Source organism: Klebsiella oxytoca (genome assembly GCF_009707385.1).
Taxonomy (GTDB): Bacteria; Pseudomonadota; Gammaproteobacteria; order Enterobacterales; family Enterobacteriaceae; genus Klebsiella; species Klebsiella oxytoca_C.
On the sequence record NZ_CP046115.1, the window covers coordinates 3,955,385 to 3,975,943 of the forward strand.

Consider the following 20,559-nt stretch of genomic DNA (forward strand, 5'->3'; position numbering starts at 1 on the left):
ATTCTTCTTCCTGTCATATTGTTGTGACAGAGTGAATCGCTATGCGGAAAATTTCGTCATAATAGTCTATGTCCTGTGAGTAAAACGGAGTGTGAGCTGTAATGGGCCAGGAAAAGCTATACATCGAAAAAGAACTCAGCTGGTTGTCCTTTAACGAGCGCGTACTTCAGGAAGCGGCGGACAAAAGCAATCCGCTGATCGAACGCATGCGCTTTTTGGGGATTTACTCCAACAACCTCGATGAATTTTATAAAGTGCGCTTTGCCGAACTTAAGCGCCGCATCATCATCAGCGAAGAACAAGGCCGTACCGCACACTCTCGCCACCTGCTGGGCAAAATTCAGGCTCGCGTCCTTAAGGCCGATCAGGAGTTTGACGGTTTATATAATGAACTGCTGCTGGAAATGGCGCGTAACCAGATTTTCCTGATTAATGAACGCCAGCTCTCCGTCAACCAGCAGTCATGGCTGCGTAACTACTTCAAGCTGTATCTTCGTCAGCACATCACGCCGATCCTGATTAACCGCGAAACGGATCTGGTGCAGTTTCTGAAGGATGATTACACCTACCTGGCCGTCGAAATTATTCGCGGGGACACCATTAATTACGCGCTGCTTGAGATCCCCTCAGACAAAGTGCCGCGTTTTGTGAACCTGCCGCCGGAAGCGCCACGCCGCCGTAAACCGATGATTCTGTTAGATAACATCCTGCGCTATTGCCTTGATGATATCTTTAAAGGTTTTTTCGATTACGATGCGCTTAACGCCTACTCGATGAAAATGACACGTGACGCCGAATACGATCTGGTGCACGAAATGGAATCGAGCCTGATGGAGCTGATGTCCTCCAGCCTGAAACAGCGTCTGACCGCCGAGCCGGTGCGTTTCGTCTACCAGCGCGATATGCCGGACGCAATGGTCGAAATGCTGCGCGATAAGCTCTCCATCTCCAATTACGATTCGATGCTGCCGGGCGGCCGCTACCACAACTTCAAAGATTTTATCGGCTTCCCGAACGTCGGCAAAGCTAACCTGGTCAATAAGCCGATGCCGCGCCTGCGTCATCTGTGGTTTGATAAATTCCGTAACGGCTTTGACGCGATCCGCGAACGCGACGTACTGCTTTACTACCCGTACCACACTTTTGAACACGTTCTTGAACTGCTGCGCCAGGCCTCTTTCGATCCGAGCGTACTGGCGATCAAAATCAACATCTACCGGGTAGCGAAAGATTCACGGATTATCGATTCGATGATTCATGCCGCCCACAACGGTAAGAAAGTCACGGTGGTGGTGGAACTACAGGCGCGTTTTGACGAAGAAGCCAATATTCATTGGGCTAAACGCCTGACCGAAGCCGGCGTACACGTTATTTTCTCTGCTCCAGGGCTGAAAATTCACGCCAAGCTGTTCCTTGTTTCCCGTAAAGAAGGCGATGAAGTTGTTCGCTATGCGCATATCGGTACCGGCAACTTCAACGAGAAGACCGCGCGTCTTTATACCGATTACTCCCTGCTGACGGCTGATGCGCGCATCACCAATGAAGTCCGCCGGGTATTTAACTTTATTGAAAATCCATACCGTCCGGTAAGCTTCGACTACCTGCTGGTGTCGCCGCAAAACTCGCGTCGTCTGCTTTATGAAATGATCGATCGCGAAATTGCCAACGCGCAAAATGGTGAGCCATCAGGGATTATGCTGAAGCTGAACAACCTGGTCGATAAAGGCCTGGTAGACCGTCTCTACGCCGCTTCAAGCTCAGGCGTGCCGGTTAATTTGCTCATTCGCGGTATGTGCTCGCTGATCCCCGGTCTGGAAGGAATAAGCGAAAACATACGGGTGATCAGCATTGTTGACCGTTTCCTTGAGCATGACCGGGTTTATTGCTTTGAAAACGGCGGCGAAAAGCAGGTTTGGCTATCATCCGCCGACTGGATGACGCGCAATATCGACTATCGTATCGAAGTCGCCGCGCCGCTGCTGGATCCGCGCCTGAAACAGCGCGTGCTGGATATTTTCGATCTCCTATTCAACGATACTGTGAAAGCACGCTATCTTGATAAAGAACTGAGTAATCGCTACGTGCCCCGCGGCAATCGCCGCAAAGTCCGCGCACAGATGGCGATATACGACTACCTCAAATCACTTGAACAGCCCGATTAACCTATGCCAATAAACGAAAAAGCCCCTCGACCGCAGGAGTTCGCCGCGGTCGACCTCGGTTCGAACAGTTTTCATATGGTGATCGCCCGTGTCGTTGACGGGGCAATGCAGATCATCGGTCGTCTTAAACAGCGCGTACATCTGGCCGATGGTCTGGATGAAAACTCTGTACTGAGCGAAGAGGCTATTACGCGTGGGCTGAACTGCCTGTCGCTATTCGCCGAACGCCTGCAGGGTTTTGATCCGTCAAGCGTCTGCATCGTTGGCACGCACACCCTGCGTCAGGCGACAAACGCCGCCGAATTCCTCAAGCGCGCGGAAGAAGTCATCCCCTACCCGATAGAGATAATCCCCGGCAACGAAGAAGCGCGACTGATTTTTATGGGCGTGGAGCATACGCAGCCGGAGCGAGGCCGTAAGCTGGTCATTGATATCGGCGGCGGCTCTACCGAGCTGGTTATCGGTGAAGATTTCGAGCCTCGCCTGGTGGAAAGCCGCCGGATGGGCTGCGTAAGCTTCTCTCAGGCCTATTTCGCTGGCGGCGTCATCAATAAAGAGAATTTTCAGCGCGCGCGTCTGTCGGCCGTGCAAAAGCTGGAAACGCTGGCGTGGCAGTTCCGCATTCAGGGCTGGAACGTCGCCCTAGGCGCGTCGGGTACCATTAAAGCCGCTCACGAAGTGCTGGTGGCAATGGGCGAGAAAGACGGCTTCATCACCCCTGAGCGCCTTGAGATGCTGGTCGAAGAGCTGCTGAAGTACAAAAACTTCGACTCGCTGAGCCTGCCTGGGCTGTCAGAAGACCGCAAAGCCGTTTTTGCTCCCGGCCTGGCTATCCTGTGCGGAGTATTTGACGCGCTGGCGATTAAAGAACTGCGTTTGTCCGATGGCGCCCTGCGCGAAGGCGTTCTGTACGAAATGGAAGGACGTTTCCGTCATCAGGATATCCGTAGCCGCACCGCGCAAAGCCTGGCTAACCAATATAATATCGACCGCGAACAGGCGCGTCGGGTACTGGAAACCACCACGCACATTTATGAGCAGTGGCTGGAACAAAATCCCAAACTTGCCAATCCTCATCTGGCTGCGCTGCTGAAGTGGGCAACCATGCTGCATGAAGTCGGTTTAAATATTAACCATAGCGGTATGCACCGCCATTCGGCTTACATCCTGCAAAACAGCGATCTTCCAGGCTTTAATCAGGAACAGCAGATGCTAATGGCAACGTTGGTTCGCTATCACCGAAAGGCCATCAAGCTGGATGATTTACCGCGTTTTACGCTGTTTAAGAAAAAACAGTTTCTGCCGTTAATTCAGCTACTGCGCCTTGGCGTCCTGCTGAATAACCAACGTCAGGCAACGACAACGCCGCCGACTCTCACGCTGAAAACCGAGGCGAACCACTGGACGCTCACGTTTCCGCATGACTGGTTTAGCCAGAATGCGCTGGTGCTGCTTGACCTGGAAAAAGAGCAGGAGTACTGGGAGGGCGTTCCTGACTGGTGGCTAAAAATCAGCGAAGAAGAGAAGCCTGACGCGGCTAGCTAATTTATCCCTTGTGGGCCGGACTTCCGGCCCATTCGCCTGTTAATCCTCAACCAACGCCTCCAGCGGAGCCGGTTTGCCGATATCATAACCCTGCATATAATCAATCCCCAGCGACACTACCGCCTGACGAATCTCCGGCGTTTCGACATATTCGGCTACCACCTGCATATTTCTCATCCGCGCAAGAAGGCAAATGGAAGCGACCGCCTGATAGTCCAGACTGCTGGAGACCAGATTACGAATAAAACTGCCGTCAATTTTCAGCAAATCCGCATTCATCGTTTTCAGCCGCGCATAGCTGGCATAACCGGTGCCAAAATCATCAATTGCCACCCGGCAGCCCAGCTCCTGAAGCTGCGCCAGGGTTTTCCGCGCTTGTTCAGGATTGGTCAGTGAATGGTTTTCTGTCAGTTCAAAAATAATCTGCCACGGCTCGATGTCATAGTGCTCCAGCAGCGTTTTCACCTGCTGATGAAAATGGCTGTTGCTCACCGAAAAAGGTGAAATATTAATTGCCAGGCGCATTCCCGGAAGCTTCTTGCGCTGCTTGTCCATAAAGATAAGCGTATGTTCGAGAACCCAGCTATCAATACGTGCCGAAAGGCCAAACTCGTACGCCACGGGTAAAAAAACCTCCGGCATGATGATTTCATCATTGTCGTTCAACATCCTGAGCAGAACTTCATGGTAGCAGTCCCCCCGGATACCCACTATCGGCTGCGCCATCAGGACAAAGCGATCCTGATCCAGCGCCTTCACCAGCTGATTCATTATCGTGACTTTGTCTTTTAGTTCCTGCTGCAAAGTGATGGCTCCGCGACGCTGCAAGTTCTCAGGGCTGCCGGTCGCCAGTGAAAGATCGGCCGCGCTGTTGAGCTCACCAAGCAGTAAATGCAGATGGATCACCGGGGAACGAACGTTGCAATAGCTAAATCCCACGGGCGGCTGCAGGGGCATCCCATTCCAGACAAAACGGAATTTTTTGAGGTGTTCATAGAGCAGAGGAATTCGCCGTTGATGCTCGTCACTGTTCAGACGGATCACCAGCTCATGCCCGGCCATTTGAAAGATATTTTCTCCGGGCTGCAGCAATCCGTGGAGTGATTCTGCCAGCATCTGTTTGTATTGAATACGCAACAGAACGCCATAATGGCGGCCCAATATTTCCAGCTCGGGAATACGTAAGAAGCACAGCGCTGACCAGGAAGATTTATTTAATTCCCGGCTCAGCGCCCGGATGTTAGGCAAACGTACAACCGGATCAATGAAGGCCATTCTTCGCATTCGCGAATAAATCACCCGCTGTTGCGTCGCCAGCATCGCCGTATAGGCAATAATAAATGAAAAAACAAGGTAGCTGGAGGAAGTAATCGCCAGCTGATTATCATACATCGGCGAGTGGGGCAGATATTGATAATGAAAATGGATAATAACAATTAAAACTAGCGCCCATATCAATGAGATAGAACGATAGCCAAAACGCATTGCTCCCCATAGCATTACCGGCATAAGCAATGACAAGGTATAGTTTGTACTAAAGATAGTACTTTGATTAGTTAGCGGCATTAAGAGTAAAGCCAGGAATATCAACAGCGTCGCTGCCCATAATGCTATTTCAACACGCTTGATTTTTGGGTCGATTTGCAAGCGGACCTGAGAAATAAATCCGCGGATATACGTCGGATTTCTGATAATACGAATCAAAAAATAGCATAACGGCACGCCCGTTAAGCATCCTACCATCAAGGCCTGAAACGTAATTAAAGAACGCAAACTCAATGGATTAACGCCAATCAACCCCGTGGCGCGCGGATGAATACCCAGATACTCAGCCAGCTGCGAAAGAATCAGAAAAATAGATGAGGGCAGAAACATTTGCCAGAACAGACGGTGAGGCATTAACCCTACATTACCGTGTGATATTTGCTGCCTTCGCGGCACAAAAATTCGGTATCCGCCCCAGCACAGGACGGTCGGAATAAGAAAATGGAAAATAACCCCGATCGAATCTTCCAGCGTCATGCCGCGCGTAATGGAAAGTAGTAAACCGAGAACGATACCCGGAATCGCAGCCCAGCCAAAAAACAGCATCAGGCTCAGAACTAATGCCAGGGGTAAGTAGTAAAGATAGACTTCATTGCCATCCAGCAACGCAGCAGTATTAGCCCATCGCGATATTGGAAGCAACAATGCCGGTAAGATAAGCGGTAGCGCCCACCATTTATCCCGATATTGCCTGTAAAGTTTAATTATGCTCATAGATGCTCAACGGATAACCCCAAATCCTGCAGGGTATATTCAGGCAGGCATCCAACCGACCGTCACTATCGCGCCGTGAATAAAGACGCGGAACTGGCTGGTGATTTTAGTTGTCGGTGAAAACAGACGGTTGATATAAATCAAGAAATCACCTAGCTAATATTAATAATACCTGTTTTTTAACATCTATTGCTCCTGAGCAGAAAGCATGTAAATACGAGGTTTATCTTATATAACATTAATTAATGTTTTAGCTCTGGGATTTTTACATCGTCATCAATTGACCCTTCCGCTTTCCTGTGCCTTAATACCCACATCGCCCATCCTCTGGGTATACTTTAAGGAACCTTTTGTGAGTCAGGCACCCAGTATGCGTAAACGACATCGATTTAACCGTCGCATGACCCGTATCGTACTGCTTATCAGCTTTATCTTTTTCTTTGGACGCTTCGTCTACTCCTCTATCGGTGCCTGGTACCATCATCAGGACAAAAAGCAATCGCAGCCATCAACTATCATCGTTGAACCTTCTGATTCACTGAAAACGCCGATCCAAAAATAAGCGCGCAGCGCCTGCCTAATTGCTTACTACTCGCGACAGCAAACGCAGAAGCTCAGCAATACCTTTGCTGATGATTTTATCCTGCCTCATTACGATGCCTAGCTGACGATACAATAGCGGAGTCAAGGATTGCACATTTAAGCCGATGCGATCCTGCTCATGCTCTACCGCCGTACGCGGTACAATGCTGTATCCCAGTCCCGCACATACCATACGTTTGATAGCCTCAATACTGCCTAACTGCATTACGGGCGCAATCCTCCGCCCGTCTGCGAGAAACCAGCTATCGATCAGATCCCGGGTTCCGCTCCCCGATTCAAACGCGATAAACGGCAGCATCTGCAAAACTTCAGGAGTCAGCGCTGACGGCAAAACATCCCTATCGCTAGCCAGAATACCGACAAACTCTTCATCCATAACTGCCGTCACAGCCAGGTTACGTCCGCTCACCGGGAGCGTAACTAACCCTAAATCAAGGCGATTTTCTTCAACAGCTCGAACAATATCCAGAGTATTACCGGTGGCGACTCCAACGGTCAGTAGCGGATGCTGTTCGCGCAGCTTTAACAACAGCGGTGGCAAAAGATGGATACAGGCCGTTGCGCCGGTACCCAGCGTTATCGAGCCGCTGACTTCACGATTAAACTCGCTAACTGATTGCACCGCGGCGTTCACCGCCTGTTCAATCTGCTCGCTATGCGCCAGCAGCGCAACTCCTGCCGCCGTCGCTTTGATACCTCGCCCCGTTCGCTCAAGCAGTCTGGTCTGCAGAAATTGCTCCAGCTGACGCACCTGCAGGCTCACCGCAGGCTGCGACAGCCCCAGCAGGTCAGCAACTGCTGAGAAGCTTCCACGCTGTACGACCAGGCGGAACGTCGCCAGATTTCCCAGATTGAGCATCGTCATCACAAAGTTTCTCTTATAAGGGTTATAAATGTACCGGACTGCCCGCACATTAGCGCGCGGGGTATGCTGCCGACAACAGCGTAACAAAATGGAAACTCATGAATACACCTGCAAAATTACTCGCTGCACCGCGCTTTGTCACTCTTACCGCCGGATGCAATCAGCTTATTAACTGGGGAATATCGTTTTATATGCCCGGTACTTTCGCCAGGTCTATCGCTCAGGAAACCGACTGGGCCATAGCCGAAATCTACTTAGGTCTTACTCTTGCTATGTTCATGATGGCGATTATCTCCCCGTTTGTCGCCAGGCTACTGGCCCGCTTTGGCGGCCAACGGGTCGTCGTGACCGGTACCCTGATGATTTCAGCAGGCTGTCTGATAATGGCTTACGTCCATAGCCTGACGGGCTGGTACGCCGCCTGGCTCCTGACCGGTGTCGGTATGAGGCTGGCGCTTTACGACGCGCTTTTCGCCGCGCTGGTAAATATCTATGGACAGCGCGCCAGGTTATCCATCTCGCGCGTGACTCTGGCCGGAGGATTGGCCTCGGCTCTGTTCTGGCCGCTTGGCGCATGGTTACTGACGCAGACGGACTGGCGGCACGCTCTCCTGATGTATGCCCTGTTCGGCGTGCTTAGCGCTACGCTGCTATGGGGAATGCCGAATACCAAATTACCGTTGCCGATAAGGGTGAAAAAAAGCCAGCGGCTTTCAAAGCACGATCGACGTCCGGCTCTGCTTTACGCATCGTTAATTGCGCTGATTACCTTCGTCTCAAACGGCACGTCGACGCATCTTCCGGAGTTTATCGCCAGCTTCGGGCTGCCTGTCGCAGTGGGGATGCTGTGGGGAATTGGGCAAACGGGCGCTCGTTTTCTCGAAGTCGTGTCGGGTTCCATACTAACGCCGCTGAAGCTAACGATATTGACGACCTTTTTGATGCCTCTCTGCTTCGTCGTTGGTCTGAGTGGGCCTTATCTCTCCTGGTGCGCAGGAGCATTTGTATTAGGCTACGGCGCGATCAATGGCCTGACAACCGTATTTAAAGCCACTCTACCGCTGCAGCTTTTTGCCGCCGAGGATTATGCCCAGCGGACCGGTGTTCTTTTGATTCCCGCCCAGCTTCTGGCCGCCATATCGCCGTTTGCCTACGCATGGATGAATCATTATCTTGGGATGTCAGGCAGCTTAGCGGTCTCTGCCGCTCTGGCGCTGCTGGTGACAGGGTTAGCAATAATGATTGCTATCAATCAATACAGAGTAACAGCGGCCGCCCGGCAAAATGAATTGATAGAAAATGACGCCAATAACCCAGAGACTCTAACTCAACCACAGGATTAGAATTCCCTATTAAGTCCCCTCTGTCATACCTATTAAAAATGGTCAAAGTGGAGCAATCAATACAGATAAAAAATTAGCAAAATAAAATTAGTCAATATTCAAGATTATTTTAAACGTTAAGATAAAGATACTCTATATTTGCTCTACTAAAAAATCTAAAACTAATCTCTCAGCAGATAAAAAATCACTCAGACAGACGCAGGAAAATAAAAAAACGATGTTACATATAGTAAATAAATCTGATTTTATTGCAGGAAATCACTCCATAAATTATTCATTGCCATCAAAAACCAATTATTATCAATAAGTTACTGTTAAGCAACAAACAACCCTCCCGGTTAGCTCAATGTGCTTGCCTGTAAACCTGTAGTACATATATTTCTTTTTTGATACTTTACGCCCATTAGTAATTTGGTCCATGGAGGACACCTTGAAGAAGCTTCCAGTCATTATAATTGCGCTATCAGTACTCTTTTTACAGGGGTGCGCTAAACCAATTAAAAAAAGCCCCGAAAAACTGAGCGAGCAACCACCAAAAATGTTGAAATTTCAACGTTGCATCACTGATGCGAAAACCTTATCCCAATTGGATAATAAATATGAGAAAAGCACAAAAGAATTATATACGTTAGTTAATAATGCAAAATTTTATGCTTCTATTGCTGATGAGTCGTCTACCAACGTGAGTTCAACAATAACGCCTTTCTTTGATTATAAATTAAATGAAATATGTAACAATATATCTCTTATGTTAATTGAAGAATTTCAAAAGAACACTATTAATTCTATCAGCAAAGCCAAGAGCTAGAAACAAGGATGTTTGATTTCATATGAGAAGATTGAATAAACTAACAATCGTTTCATTATTAGTATTCATTGCTCTGAATAAAACAGCATCAGCTGAAGATAGTGAATTCATTAATGCGATTAAAAACCTCAACTTACAAACTATTGATACTAATGAAAATTCAGAATCAGCAGATAACAGATCGCAGAGTATTAATAGTGAAACCAGCATCAATGATAAGTTAGAACAAAAAAATAAAAAGCTTCAAATGAAGTATGAAAAATTATTGGGTTCGTACAATGAGATAAAATTAAAAGGCGACTCTGGTAATGCAGAATCCCAAAAATCAACCCTCTCCGCGCTCTCTAAAGAAAAAGACAAACTTAACGCCGAAAATATCGCGTTACGCAAACAGCTGGCTGATGCCACTTCCACACTTTCCGCGCTGCAGAAGCAAGGAGAGCAGTCCCTCACCAGTCAGAAGAAAGAGCTGAACTCTCTGGGGAAGGAAAACGCCCGCCTGCTCAACGAATCTGAAGCCACGCGCAAACAGCTTGCCGAGGCCACTGCGCAGCTCGCCGCCCTGCGTCAGCAAAATGAACTCTCCGTCGCCAGCCAGAAGAAAGAGCTGAACGCTCTGGGCCAGGAAAACGCCCGCCTGCTCAGCGAATCTGACGCCACGCGCAAACAGCTTGCCGAGGCCACTGCGCAGCTCGCCGCCCTGCGTGAGCAAAATGAACTCTCCGTCGCCAGCCAGAAGAAAGAGCTGAACGCTCTGGGCCAGGAAAACGCCCGCCTGCTCAGCGAATCTGACGCCACGCGCAAGCAGCTGGCTGAAGCCACTGCGCAGCTTGCCACCCTGCGTCAGCAAAATGAACTCTCCGTCGCCAGCCAGAAGAAAGAGCTGAACGCTCTGGGCCAGGAAAACGCCCGCCTGCTCAGCGAATCTGACGCCACGCGCAAACAGCTGACCGAAGCCACTACTAAGTTGGCCAAAATGGAGAATGATTCACAAAAATCAGCTACTTTAAAAACCAAATTGTTAAAAACTACTGAAGGCAAAAACTCCTATTCATTAGGTGTTTTTTATTATGATAAGATCAACGCTGAATTTGAAAAAATCACTAAAAACAACATTAAGCTTACTCCTTCGTTGATGATCGATGGTATGAATGATGCCTTCAATAAATCACTTAAAATCAAAAAAGCGGAGATAATGGAAAATGTAGTCAAAATTGATCGAATCGTGCAAAGTATTAATAGCGACTACGCTAAAAAGATCCTAAAGATAATTAACAAGAAAAAATATGAAGTACTTGCGAATGGTTCATTTTTAGTTACGGACAAATCGACGTCAAAGAAATATGGTGAGAATGAGATAGTAACTTTTGATATGCTGGAGAAAAACCTGAACGGCAAGCCAATACTTAACACCATGAATACTAAGGTTAACTTTAATCAAATTCATGACCCGTTGCTTAGAAAAGTCGTTTCAGAGGGTGGTAAAGGCGGTGCAATGACGCTGTATGGCAAGGCGGATATCTTATATAAAACTATACCAGACAACGTTTCTGCGGAAAGTCTTGTATCTATAACCTTTATGTTAAAGTAGAGAATACATACAGGAAATTATCAGTAAAAGCATCCTGCATATTTATAATATGGTGGTATGCATGTTTCCTGTTGTTGAATATCACAAGCGGCTGTGGTGGCATATCCTTATCCCCTGCCAGCCGTTTTATCAACCTCCCTTCTCTGCCATAATTAATTATCGCACCAGATAAACCAATAACACTTAGCGGCTATTTTCACTATCGACTACATCAGTGCTTTATACAAAAAAATATCGGCATATTACCACTTGTAATAACATAATTATCGTTTAAAGGATAAAGGTAAAAAAAGGTACTAACCCCTTCTTTTATTAATACATCAGCAAGAAAATTACTCAGCACTTTCGAATGATTTAAGCTTTCCGGTAAAATTGACACTTGTTGTGAAGTAAAGTTATAGGCGAAATTATTCCTTGCAACTTCAAAGTGATTTCTAAGCTTGAAAAAATACACATTTGCATTGCCATCAGTAATACGGCCATCCATCATTATAGTACCGTACCTGCCATTAATAACAAGGCTGCTTTTAGAAACCAGAAGCTTACCAGATTTTCTTGCCGAATATGTAGCATCACAGCGAAAATGAGTGTTTTTGTAGCTGACATAATAAAACATCAATACTGGAACAGTAATTGATATCAAAACAGTAACTAAGATTATAAGTCTACTATTTTTAAAATACATTTTCATCTCTCAAGTCCATGACTTCACATTTTTTTGGTCTCAAATTTATAGGTCTATCGCACGAAATAACTGAGATATTAGGTGAATAGGGGAGTATGGTTACATAAACAAAATATTGATGCTGACATTTCAAAAATGATAAATTCAAAATAGATAATCGGTCTTTACCATTTTTGGGAGATAGAAAAAACTTACACGCACTCCCGGGCATAAAAACTGGACCGCTGTAGTTTTCAAAGAATTTGTAGCCTCTTGTTTGTGTACCATATATTTCAAAAGTTAACGTACCTGACATCATCATGATAATTAGTATAAATGCCATTGTTGTAAAGTGAGTTAGCTTTCTGTTTTGGTAAATCACGGGTTCAACAGTTTGATCTGATGTATCTATTCCATTCTCATTTTTTTCACAGTCCCCCTCGTTAAAATCCTGCATTTTAGCCAACACGGTTACCGTTGGGTTTAGTCGAAAGCCTTTCCTGGTTTCAGTCAGAATATAATCAGTCTCATTTTCACATATCTCTCTGAATGCCCGACGAATGACAGATATGCTCTGATACAAAGTATTAGGTGATGGGATAAACCCACTCCCTTGCCAGGCATACTCATAGAAATCATTTTGTAGCACCAGGTCTTTTCTGGAGAGCAATAACTCCAGGCAGCGAGCTGAAGGGCCTGTTAATTGCACTTTTTTACTTCTATCAGACACGCACGACAAAAGATTCCGTTCTGGCCAAAATATGACTGAATCATTTAATACATAAATATTCTGCATACAAAACATCAACACCTCAAAATCAAATTAATAACAATAAAGTTACATGTTAAGTAACAACCATTAGGATACATATAAAAAATCTTCTATAAGATTATATAAGACAAAACAAAAACCTTCACAATTTTCATTAACCAATTGATTTTAATGAAAATTAAAACAATAGCGAATTCATTTCAATTTCATAACATATTTTTTATGCTTATGAATAAGTTCCTCAAATGAAAATTCTTAAATTTATCAAACAACTCCCTATAATTGATTCATACCAAAAACGTAATATAAAAATATCTTACGCAGAGTATTAACTACTTAGTATCTAAAGATGGGTGAATTTAATGAGGAGAAACGCAATAAAAGGATTAAAAAACCAAAAAAACAATAAAAATTAGATTTTAAAACTACTTATAAATCAATAAATAGCTATTAATCGTCACATATATGTCTGATTGATTAATCATTTTTAACATATAGAATGCCACAACATGGATAAGGCAAAGGTAAAAGGAGATCATTTTCAATGACGCAGAACCCAAGAAAATTAGATCATCACCTTTATGGATATTGCATTGGGGATAATCTTGAGTTCAGGATATCACCGGCCTTATTAGTAAATACATTGACAGGAATCAGCATTCGTCTGCGGCCAACAATGGCGCGACTGCTTTCTTATATCTTAAATCACTCAGATGAAAGAATGATTGAAGATGAGAAAATAATGCGGGATGTTTTTGAGAATTATGGTCTCAAGTGTAACAAGCAGCGACTATGGCAGGCCATTAATTCGCTAAAAAAAACTCTGGCAAAGTGTGGTTTCAGCCGCTTTATTATCTACAGAGTAAATAACAATGGTTTTTTAATTTCCAATGTGAGAATTGGAATGTTGTTATGTTACGCCCTTAACAGCTCTCACCTTGAGATGTTTGAGACTGCTAAGCCAGAAAAACATGACCAGCAAATATAGATACATGTAAGTTAAACAGCGGCAAATTATATAACCGAATTATTTTTTAAAGTTGTGTTTACACAACCTGATAAAGCTATTTTTCTAAACTTCTCTCCGAGAGAGACACAGTACTCATGATGCTGTGACGATGTATTTCGTCGAAATCATGTAAAACCAAAAGTAATCAATTAAGGATAATTTTATGAAAAAGTCAGTCGTCAGTACCTCAATCTTTGCTGTTTTCGCTCTCGCAGCATTTTCCGCCCAGGCAGCTTCCACCGGGACCATTACTTTTAACGGTGAGCTGACCGACACCACCTGCGAAGTGGATATTAACGGCCAGGGCTCCGACGCGACCGTCATCCTGCCGACCGTCGGCGTGAACCAGCTGACCGCCAGCGGCGACACCACCGGTCGTACTTCCTTCAACATGAACATCTCCGACTGCGTGATTGGCACCGAAGGCGGCCACTCTAAAGTCTCGGCGTTCTTCCAGCCGGGTAACACCGTTGATCTGAGCACCGGTCGTCTGAAAAACGTCGGCGGCAGCGCCACTAACGTTGACCTGCGCCTGCTGGATGCTTCCAACAGCTATGCGCCGATTAACGTAGGTAACACCGATCAGGTTGATGGCATGGCCTATGTCGACATCAACGCTGACGGTACCGCACTGCTGCCGTACGCCGTTGAATACTTCGCGAATGCGCAGACCACCCCGGGCACCGTCACCAGCAGCGTCGTTTATAACCTGCAGTACAAGTAATAAGGAATTTCAGGGGGAGTCGCTCCCCCTGTCACACAGGAGCCCCCATGATACCGTTATCCCTTATCCGGACATTCGCTAAAGTCACCTGTATTGCCGCTGCCGCCGTGGCCTGGTCATCCCACGCCAGCGTTATCGTCAACGGGACCCGCGTCATTTACAACGGAAATGAAAAGGAAGTGTCTGTCCGGCTTACGAATACCGGCACGCTCCCGGTTCTGGTACAAAGCTGGATTGATGAGGGCGATATGAACGCCAGGCCGGATCGTATCCGTACGCCCTTTACCCTGACGCCGCCGATCAACCGTATTAATGCCGATAAAAGTCAGACCCTCAGAATCAGCTATACAGGTTCACCGGCCCTGCCGCAGGACAAGGAGTCCGTTTACTGGCTTAACCTTCTTGAGGTGCCGGCATCCAAAAAAGACGAAAAATTAAATAAACTGCAGGTAGCTTTTCGTACCCGAATAAAACTTTTTTACCGCCCGGCCGCCCTCACTGACAAAGCAAAAGTCACCGAAGCGGCTGAAAAAATTAAGTGGACTTTTTCCGGGGGAAAACTGATTGCATCTAATTCCTCGCCCTATTTTATTTCGCTGGTGTCCGTTTCGCTGAAAAACGCCGGCAAAAATGGCTCGATTGAAGGTGAAATGGTTCCTCCAATGGGCAGCTATACCTTTAATTTGCCGGCATCCGTACGTGCAGGCACCGGCTCATTATTAACGTATGAATATGTGAATGACTGGGGTGCCCTCAGGAAAGTCGAATACACGTTATAAGCCATTTATATATTTTTTACCGTTTCAGTTTTGAGGGAATAAAATCATGCGTCTTCATTTTGGATATTCATTAATTGCCCTTGCCGTTATGGCGGCAATTATGACCCCGCAGCAGGTCGTTGCAACACCGCTGTCTCAGTCTCCTGTGAATGAAGACAATCTTACTTTTGACCCTATTTTTCTGAATACCTCCGGTGAGGAAAAGATTGACTTATCACGCTTTGAAAACGGCGGCTCCGCCACGCCCGGAACCTGGTCAACGGATATTTTCGTTAACGGTGAATCCGTCACTCAGAGCCCGGTGTTATTTGCCGAACAGGCGGATAAAAAAGTGCGCCCCTGTATCACCGCGGACCTGATTAAAAATCTGAATATCAATTTCGATAAAGTCCCGGCCTCGTTTACCACCGCTCTCCGGGAGAACCGTGAGTGCTATAACCTTGAAGCATTATTACCCGGCGTCAGCATCATCTATGACTCCTCCACCCAGCGGCTGGATGTTGAAATCCCGCAGGCATTATTGCGTAATACCGCGCGGGGGTATGTCAGCCCGGCATTATGGGATACCGGTATTCCGGCCGCCTTACTGGGCTACAACGCCAGCACCTACACCACCCGCTCACACGGCAGGGATTACACCTCTTCCTATATTGGCCTCAACGGCGGGCTGAATATCGGCGGCTGGTATTTCCGCCACGACGGTAACTACAGCCGCCAGCAGGGCAGCGGCGGCCACTATCAGTCCATCAACAATTACGTGCAAAAGGACATCTCGTCCATCCTCGGCCGGGTGCTGCTGGGCGAAACCTCCACCGGCGGGCAGCTCTTTGACACGTTACCTTTTCGCGGCGTTGAGCTGGTCAGCGACGACCGGATGCTGCCGCAGTCCCGCCGCGGCTATGCGCCGGACATCCGCGGTATCGCGCGCACCAACGCCCGGGTCACCGTCCGCCAGAACGACCGCATTATCTATGAAACCACCGTGCCGCCCGGAGCCTTCGCGATTGAGGATTTATACCCCACCGGTTACGGCGGCAATCTGGACGTGACGGTCACGGAAGCCGACGGCAGCGTGCAGAGCTTCCGGGTGCCCTACGCGTCGGTGACCCAGCTGCTGCGTCCGGGTGCGCACCGCTATGACGTGGTGGCAGGACGACTGAACGACCCCGGCCTTTCCTTTAACCCGACGCTGTACCAGGCCACCTATCAGCGCGGGCTGTCGAATATCCTGACCGGCTACGCCGGCATTCAGGGCAGCGGCGCTGCCTACTATGCGGTGCAGCTGGGGATGGCTATCAGTACGGCGATAGGCGCGTTCTCTGTCGACGTCACCCAGGCGCGGGTGCACCTGAAGACCACGGAGGACACGGCGAACGGCGGCCAGAGCTACCAGGTCAGCTACAGCAAATATCTGCCCGATACCGACAGCAACCTGACTATTGCGGCGTACCGGTTCTCCACCGCCGGGTATTACGACTTCCAGACCGCCATGCGCGCCATTGATGAAGAGAAACGCGGCGGCCTGGCCTCCGGTATATGGCGTCCGAAAAACCGCCTGAACATCACCATGAACCAGGGGCTGGGGCCGGGACGGGGGCAGCTGTATCTCACCGGGTACACCCAGGATTACTGGAACAACGGCAAGTCTGACATTCAGTACCAGATGGGCTACAGCAATAACTTCGGCCGGGTGAACTATAACCTCAGCGCCGGACGCGTCAGAAACTACAGCGGGAAAATGGAAAACAACTTTCTGCTGAATATTTCGACGCCTCTGGGCGGTTATGACAAAAAACATGTGCCGATGCTGACCGCCAGTCTGAACAAAAGCGGCAACGGCCGAATGGGTGAGCAGCTGGGCCTTTCCGGCACCTACGGGGAAGACAACCAGTATAACTACGGTCTGACGGCCGCCAACTATAACCAGGGCACCGGCAGCAGCATGACCGCCAGCGGCGGATGGCGCACGCCTTACAGCCATCTGACGGCCAGCTATGGCGCCGGTCAGCATTATCAGAACAGCAGCCTGGCGGCCAGCGGGACGGTGATTGCCTGGCAGAACGGCGTGGTGGCCACGCCTTATACGGGGGACACCTTTGCCGTGGTCGAGGCGAAGGATGCAAAAGGCGCCAGAGTCGGCGGCTATCCGGGGCTGAAAATTGACCGCTTCGGGCACGCGGCTATTCCGTACCTGACCCCGTATGAAATGAACGAGGTCAGTATCGACCCGAAAGGGCTGTCACAGGACATAGAGCTCAGCAATACCACCGAGAAAGTCGCCCCGCACTGGGGCGCGGTCAGCAAGGTTGTCTTTAATACCCGCAAAGGGATACCGCTGCTGATTAACGCGCAGAATGCGAAAGGCGAACCGTTACCGTTCGGTGCAGAGGTGTTTGATGCCGCCGGCGCTAATGTCGGCAGCGTCGGGCAGATGGGGCAGATATATGCGCTGACGGAAGCCGCCGCCGGGCAGCTGACCGTCAGGTGGGGCAGCGGGGATAATGAACAGTGCCGGATAACCTATCGGGTTAACGAGGAGAAACCGTCCGGGTTCAGAAAGCTGACCGAAACGTGCAAATAAAAAGAAATGAAAAATCAGGGCCACGCTGCCAGGCCTGATTGTCACGGCACCGGGCTCCTTGTTCATTCGCGCATAACGGTACGGCCGTTTAATTTCCGACAGGGATGACATTATGATTATCAATCACCTTACACAGACCACCGAAGTGAATATTCTGACCCTGAATATCTACCTGAAAAAGGCCCTCGAGTCGCTCATAGCGGAATGTCCGGCAGACGATAAGCAGGCGCGCTCAGGGCATCACCCTGCTTTTATTAACCAGCCTGAACATTTCAGGGTGGCCCTTATTGATACCGAATACATTTATACTCAAAGAGGGGCCTGGTATAAAATTTATAAAGAAATCATCAGGGCAGATTATTACGTTTTTATTTCCTTAACCGACATGAAGTTTGGCCGGGTTCCCTTCCTGCCGCTGTGCGGCCCGGTCGGTAAAATAAAGAAAGCGCTGCGGTATATTATCCACAGTACCGGGCAGAAAAAGCACCCGTTAACCCGGAATAACCCGCTGGCCTCCCTGAGCCTTTCTGAAAAAGAGCTGTTCTTTTTTTTAATCTCGGGATACGGCATGGATGAAATTTTTCTCGCGCTGGGCAAAAGCAAAAAAACGGTCTATCAGTCGAGAACCAGTTTAATGAAGAAGATGAGATTAACGAATAAAAAGGATTTGCATATGATGCTGAAGTTTTGCGAATTCGTTGAGTATTACACTTTCAGGGAAAGCACTCATGCCGCAGGCGATAATGCCTCTCTGGTTAACAATGGACGTTTACCGTTTCTCCCGAATCCGGTTGAACATGATATGCACTGACAGTAAATTATGAGGGTTTAAATGAAAGTGTTATTAGCTGCCGTTCGTTTTTTTAATGCAAAAATGCGACTAATAAAGTGTCTGGGCATCGGTCTGGCCTGCATATTCACATCTCAGGCTCAGGCTGTTTTTTGTGAGTTCTCATCTCTTATTACCAATGATATTTCAATTCCCGTCATTGGCCTCGGAATATCCACCGCAAGCGAAGATGTACCTGTGGGAAAAGTATTATATAGTCAGACTTATACTCCAGCACTTAACACAGTAAGATCAATTTCGTGTACAGTTTCTGATGAAGAGGCTGTAGCTGGACTATCATTTACAAAGCACGAGTATGTAAAGTTCACCACGATATCTACGCCTTCAGGGCCTGCGATAAAGTCTGGTGGACAAGATATATTCCCGACAAACATATCTGGCGTCGGTGCTATTTTTTATATCTCTGGAATTAATCCTAACTATACTTCTTTCCCTTCTGTCTGGGATGATTCTTATACAATAGGTATTGGCACCAGCAGTCGAACTATGACTATGTTCAATAGAGTTAAAATAGAACTTATTAAAACAGGACCTATCCCAGCAGGATATCAGCAGGTCGAAGGTTCATCCTTTCCTACGTTTCAGATTAGTTCTGGATTATATTCACCTACTCCTATGAACAATGTTTTTGTCAATCTTAATTTTGTGGGGTCCACGACGATACATACCAAAACCTGTCAGCTGGCAACGGCAAATATTGACGTAAATCTTGGCAACCATGCGGTCGGCGATTTTACCAGCCCGGGAACAGTTACCGAATGGAAGGATTTTGATATCGTTCTGCAGGGCTGTCCACCCTTCTATGGTTATGGTAATTACACTTATAATGGCAGAACGGATGAACTTACCGGCTCCAATGCCGACAACGTTATCTCCATCGGACTTCAAAGCGCTAACGGCGTTATTGAAGGCAACCCGTCACTGGCCAAACTGGACGCGGGTACTAACGCAGCCACCGGGATCGGCATTGAATTATCACAAAGAAATATATCCGGCAGCATACCGCTGGATGGTTCCGGCGGATTTAACCTGACCAATCTTACACAACAAGATAACGCCACCTATACCATCCCGCTGAAAGCTCGCTATGTTCAGTCTGATGCCAACGTCACGGCAGGGCCCGCGAACGGCTCCGTCGTTTTTACTATCACCTATCTGTGACCACGAGTTTATGGAAATACCGTCACTTTATATGTAAATGAATTAAGTGACAGGGTTATTACATATTCAACCTGCCTGACCGGCGGGCTGACAAGGGAGAAATATACGATGCCTCGCAGCATATTTTACAGGCATATTGCCGTAGCGATTTTCGCTTTTTCTATGGTGTCTTCCGCTTTCGCGGATATCGTCATCACCGGAACCCGCTTCGTCTATCCGGAAAAAGAGCGCGAAGTAACGGTAAAAATTGATAATGTCGGAGATAAACCGGCTCTCGCACAGGTCTGGATTGACGCCGGAGACCCTGATGCCACGCCGGAAACAGCCAAAGCGCCCTTTACGATTACTCCGCCGATTAACCGCATCAACGGCGGTAAAGGCCAGACGCTGCGCATGATATATACGGGAGAAAAGCTGCCCGGCGATAAAGAATCCTTATTCTGGCTTAACGTGCTGGAAATTCCGGCGACGAAAAAAGACAATAAAAACCAGCTGAAAATGGCGGTTCGTTCAAGAATTAAAATTTTTTACCGCCCGCAGGGATTAGCCGGCAGCGCCAATCAGGCTGGAAAGTCAGTCGTCTGGAAAAAGGTCAATAGTGGAATTGAAGGTTCAAATCCTACCCCCTACTTTGTCTCCCTGGCGAATATCACTGAGGATAAAGAAGGGAAAACCGTGGTTGCTAACGGGGGAATGATTGCACCGGGAGGGAAAAGCGTTTTTCCCATGAAGAAGCATCTCGCGACGATTTATCCATCCTATATTAGTGATGAAGGGGCGATTAATTCCTTTGCGCAGCAGGTCATCCCCTAATATTGAAATCCGTTATCGTTCACAAACGAT

17 protein-coding genes are annotated in these 20,559 nt (G+C 47.8%); 13 read left to right on the forward strand and 4 right to left on the reverse strand.

Annotated elements, in window-relative coordinates:
- Window positions 1–101 precede the first annotated feature (101 nt).
- Both ppk1 and ppx read left to right on the forward strand, forming a co-directional pair.
- On the forward strand, window positions 102–2,162 hold the full coding sequence (gene ppk1, locus GJ746_RS18395) for a polyphosphate kinase 1 (RefSeq protein WP_154681486.1): 2,061 nt from the start codon (window positions 102–104) through the stop codon (window positions 2,160–2,162).
- A gap of 3 nt (window positions 2,163–2,165) precedes the next feature.
- Window positions 2,166–3,707, forward strand: a complete 1,542-nt coding sequence (gene ppx / locus GJ746_RS18400) for an exopolyphosphatase (protein ID WP_154681487.1) — start codon at window positions 2,166–2,168, stop codon at window positions 3,705–3,707.
- Window positions 3,708–3,746: 39 nt separating this feature from the next.
- Here the strand turns inward: ppx and GJ746_RS18405 are convergent, their stop codons facing one another.
- Window positions 3,747–5,966, reverse strand: coding sequence for an EAL domain-containing protein (locus GJ746_RS18405; RefSeq protein WP_154681488.1), 2,220 nt, complete (start codon window positions 5,964–5,966; stop codon window positions 3,747–3,749).
- Between the two features lie 370 nt (window positions 5,967–6,336).
- On the opposite strand from GJ746_RS18405, the gene GJ746_RS18410 reads away from it, so the two are divergent.
- Entirely contained in the window at window positions 6,337–6,528 is a 192-nt protein-coding gene (locus tag GJ746_RS18410; protein WP_195908754.1) for a YfgG family protein, read from the forward strand.
- A 15-nt stretch (window positions 6,529–6,543) separates the two neighbouring features.
- On the opposite strand, the gene GJ746_RS18415 is transcribed toward GJ746_RS18410, so the two are convergent.
- Entirely contained in the window at window positions 6,544–7,434 is an 891-nt protein-coding gene (locus GJ746_RS18415; RefSeq protein ID WP_154681490.1) for a LysR family transcriptional regulator, read from the reverse strand.
- A gap of 98 nt (window positions 7,435–7,532) precedes the next feature.
- Between GJ746_RS18415 and GJ746_RS18420 the strand changes: the two genes are divergently transcribed.
- The 3 genes from GJ746_RS18420 (at window position 7,533) to GJ746_RS18430 (ending at window position 11,176) form a co-directional block, all read left to right on the forward strand.
- Window positions 7,533–8,777, forward strand: a complete 1,245-nt coding sequence (locus GJ746_RS18420) for an MFS transporter (protein WP_154681491.1) — start codon at window positions 7,533–7,535, stop codon at window positions 8,775–8,777.
- 430 nt (window positions 8,778–9,207) lie between these two features.
- Entirely contained in the window at window positions 9,208–9,585 is a 378-nt protein-coding gene (locus GJ746_RS18425) for a hypothetical protein (RefSeq protein WP_227852689.1), read from the forward strand.
- 22 nt (window positions 9,586–9,607) lie between these two features.
- Entirely contained in the window at window positions 9,608–11,176 is a 1,569-nt protein-coding gene (locus GJ746_RS18430; protein ID WP_154681493.1) for a hypothetical protein, read from the forward strand.
- Between the two features lie 211 nt (window positions 11,177–11,387).
- Here the strand turns inward: GJ746_RS18430 and GJ746_RS18435 are convergent, their stop codons facing one another.
- Window positions 11,388–11,867 carry a hypothetical protein gene (locus GJ746_RS18435; protein ID WP_154681494.1) on the reverse strand — a complete coding sequence of 160 codons (480 nt, stop codon included), beginning with the start codon at window positions 11,865–11,867 and terminating at the stop codon, window positions 11,388–11,390.
- A complete protein-coding gene (locus GJ746_RS18440; protein WP_195908755.1) occupies window positions 11,851–12,570 on the reverse strand; it encodes a winged helix-turn-helix domain-containing protein in 720 nt (239 codons plus the stop codon). Before GJ746_RS18440 ends, GJ746_RS18435 begins: the two co-directional genes overlap by 17 nt.
- A gap of 586 nt (window positions 12,571–13,156) precedes the next feature.
- Between GJ746_RS18440 and GJ746_RS18445 the strand changes: the two genes are divergently transcribed.
- The 7 genes from GJ746_RS18445 to GJ746_RS18475 all read left to right on the forward strand — a co-directional run bounded on the left by GJ746_RS18445 (window position 13,157) and on the right by GJ746_RS18475 (window position 20,529).
- Window positions 13,157–13,600 carry a hypothetical protein gene (locus GJ746_RS18445; protein WP_154681496.1) on the forward strand — a complete coding sequence of 148 codons (444 nt, stop codon included), beginning with the start codon at window positions 13,157–13,159 and terminating at the stop codon, window positions 13,598–13,600.
- Between the two features lie 184 nt (window positions 13,601–13,784).
- Window positions 13,785–14,345, forward strand: a complete 561-nt coding sequence (locus tag GJ746_RS18450) for a fimbrial protein (RefSeq protein ID WP_154681497.1) — start codon at window positions 13,785–13,787, stop codon at window positions 14,343–14,345.
- Window positions 14,346–14,392: 47 nt separating this feature from the next.
- Window positions 14,393–15,124, forward strand: a complete 732-nt coding sequence (locus GJ746_RS18455; RefSeq protein ID WP_154681498.1) for a molecular chaperone — start codon at window positions 14,393–14,395, stop codon at window positions 15,122–15,124.
- Between the two features lie 46 nt (window positions 15,125–15,170).
- On the forward strand, window positions 15,171–17,705 hold the full coding sequence (locus GJ746_RS18460) for a fimbria/pilus outer membrane usher protein (RefSeq protein ID WP_154681499.1): 2,535 nt from the start codon (window positions 15,171–15,173) through the stop codon (window positions 17,703–17,705).
- Window positions 17,706–17,817: 112 nt separating this feature from the next.
- Window positions 17,818–18,516: a helix-turn-helix transcriptional regulator gene (locus GJ746_RS18465; protein WP_154681500.1), complete on the forward strand. Its 699-nt coding sequence runs from the start codon at window positions 17,818–17,820 to the stop codon at window positions 18,514–18,516.
- A 21-nt stretch (window positions 18,517–18,537) separates the two neighbouring features.
- Window positions 18,538–19,716 (forward strand): fimbrial protein, encoded by a 1,179-nt coding sequence (locus GJ746_RS18470; RefSeq protein ID WP_154681501.1) that lies wholly within the window; start codon window positions 18,538–18,540, stop codon window positions 19,714–19,716.
- Window positions 19,717–19,824: 108 nt separating this feature from the next.
- On the forward strand, window positions 19,825–20,529 hold the full coding sequence (locus GJ746_RS18475) for a molecular chaperone (RefSeq protein WP_154681502.1): 705 nt from the start codon (window positions 19,825–19,827) through the stop codon (window positions 20,527–20,529).
- Window positions 20,530–20,559: the final 30 nt, after the last annotated feature.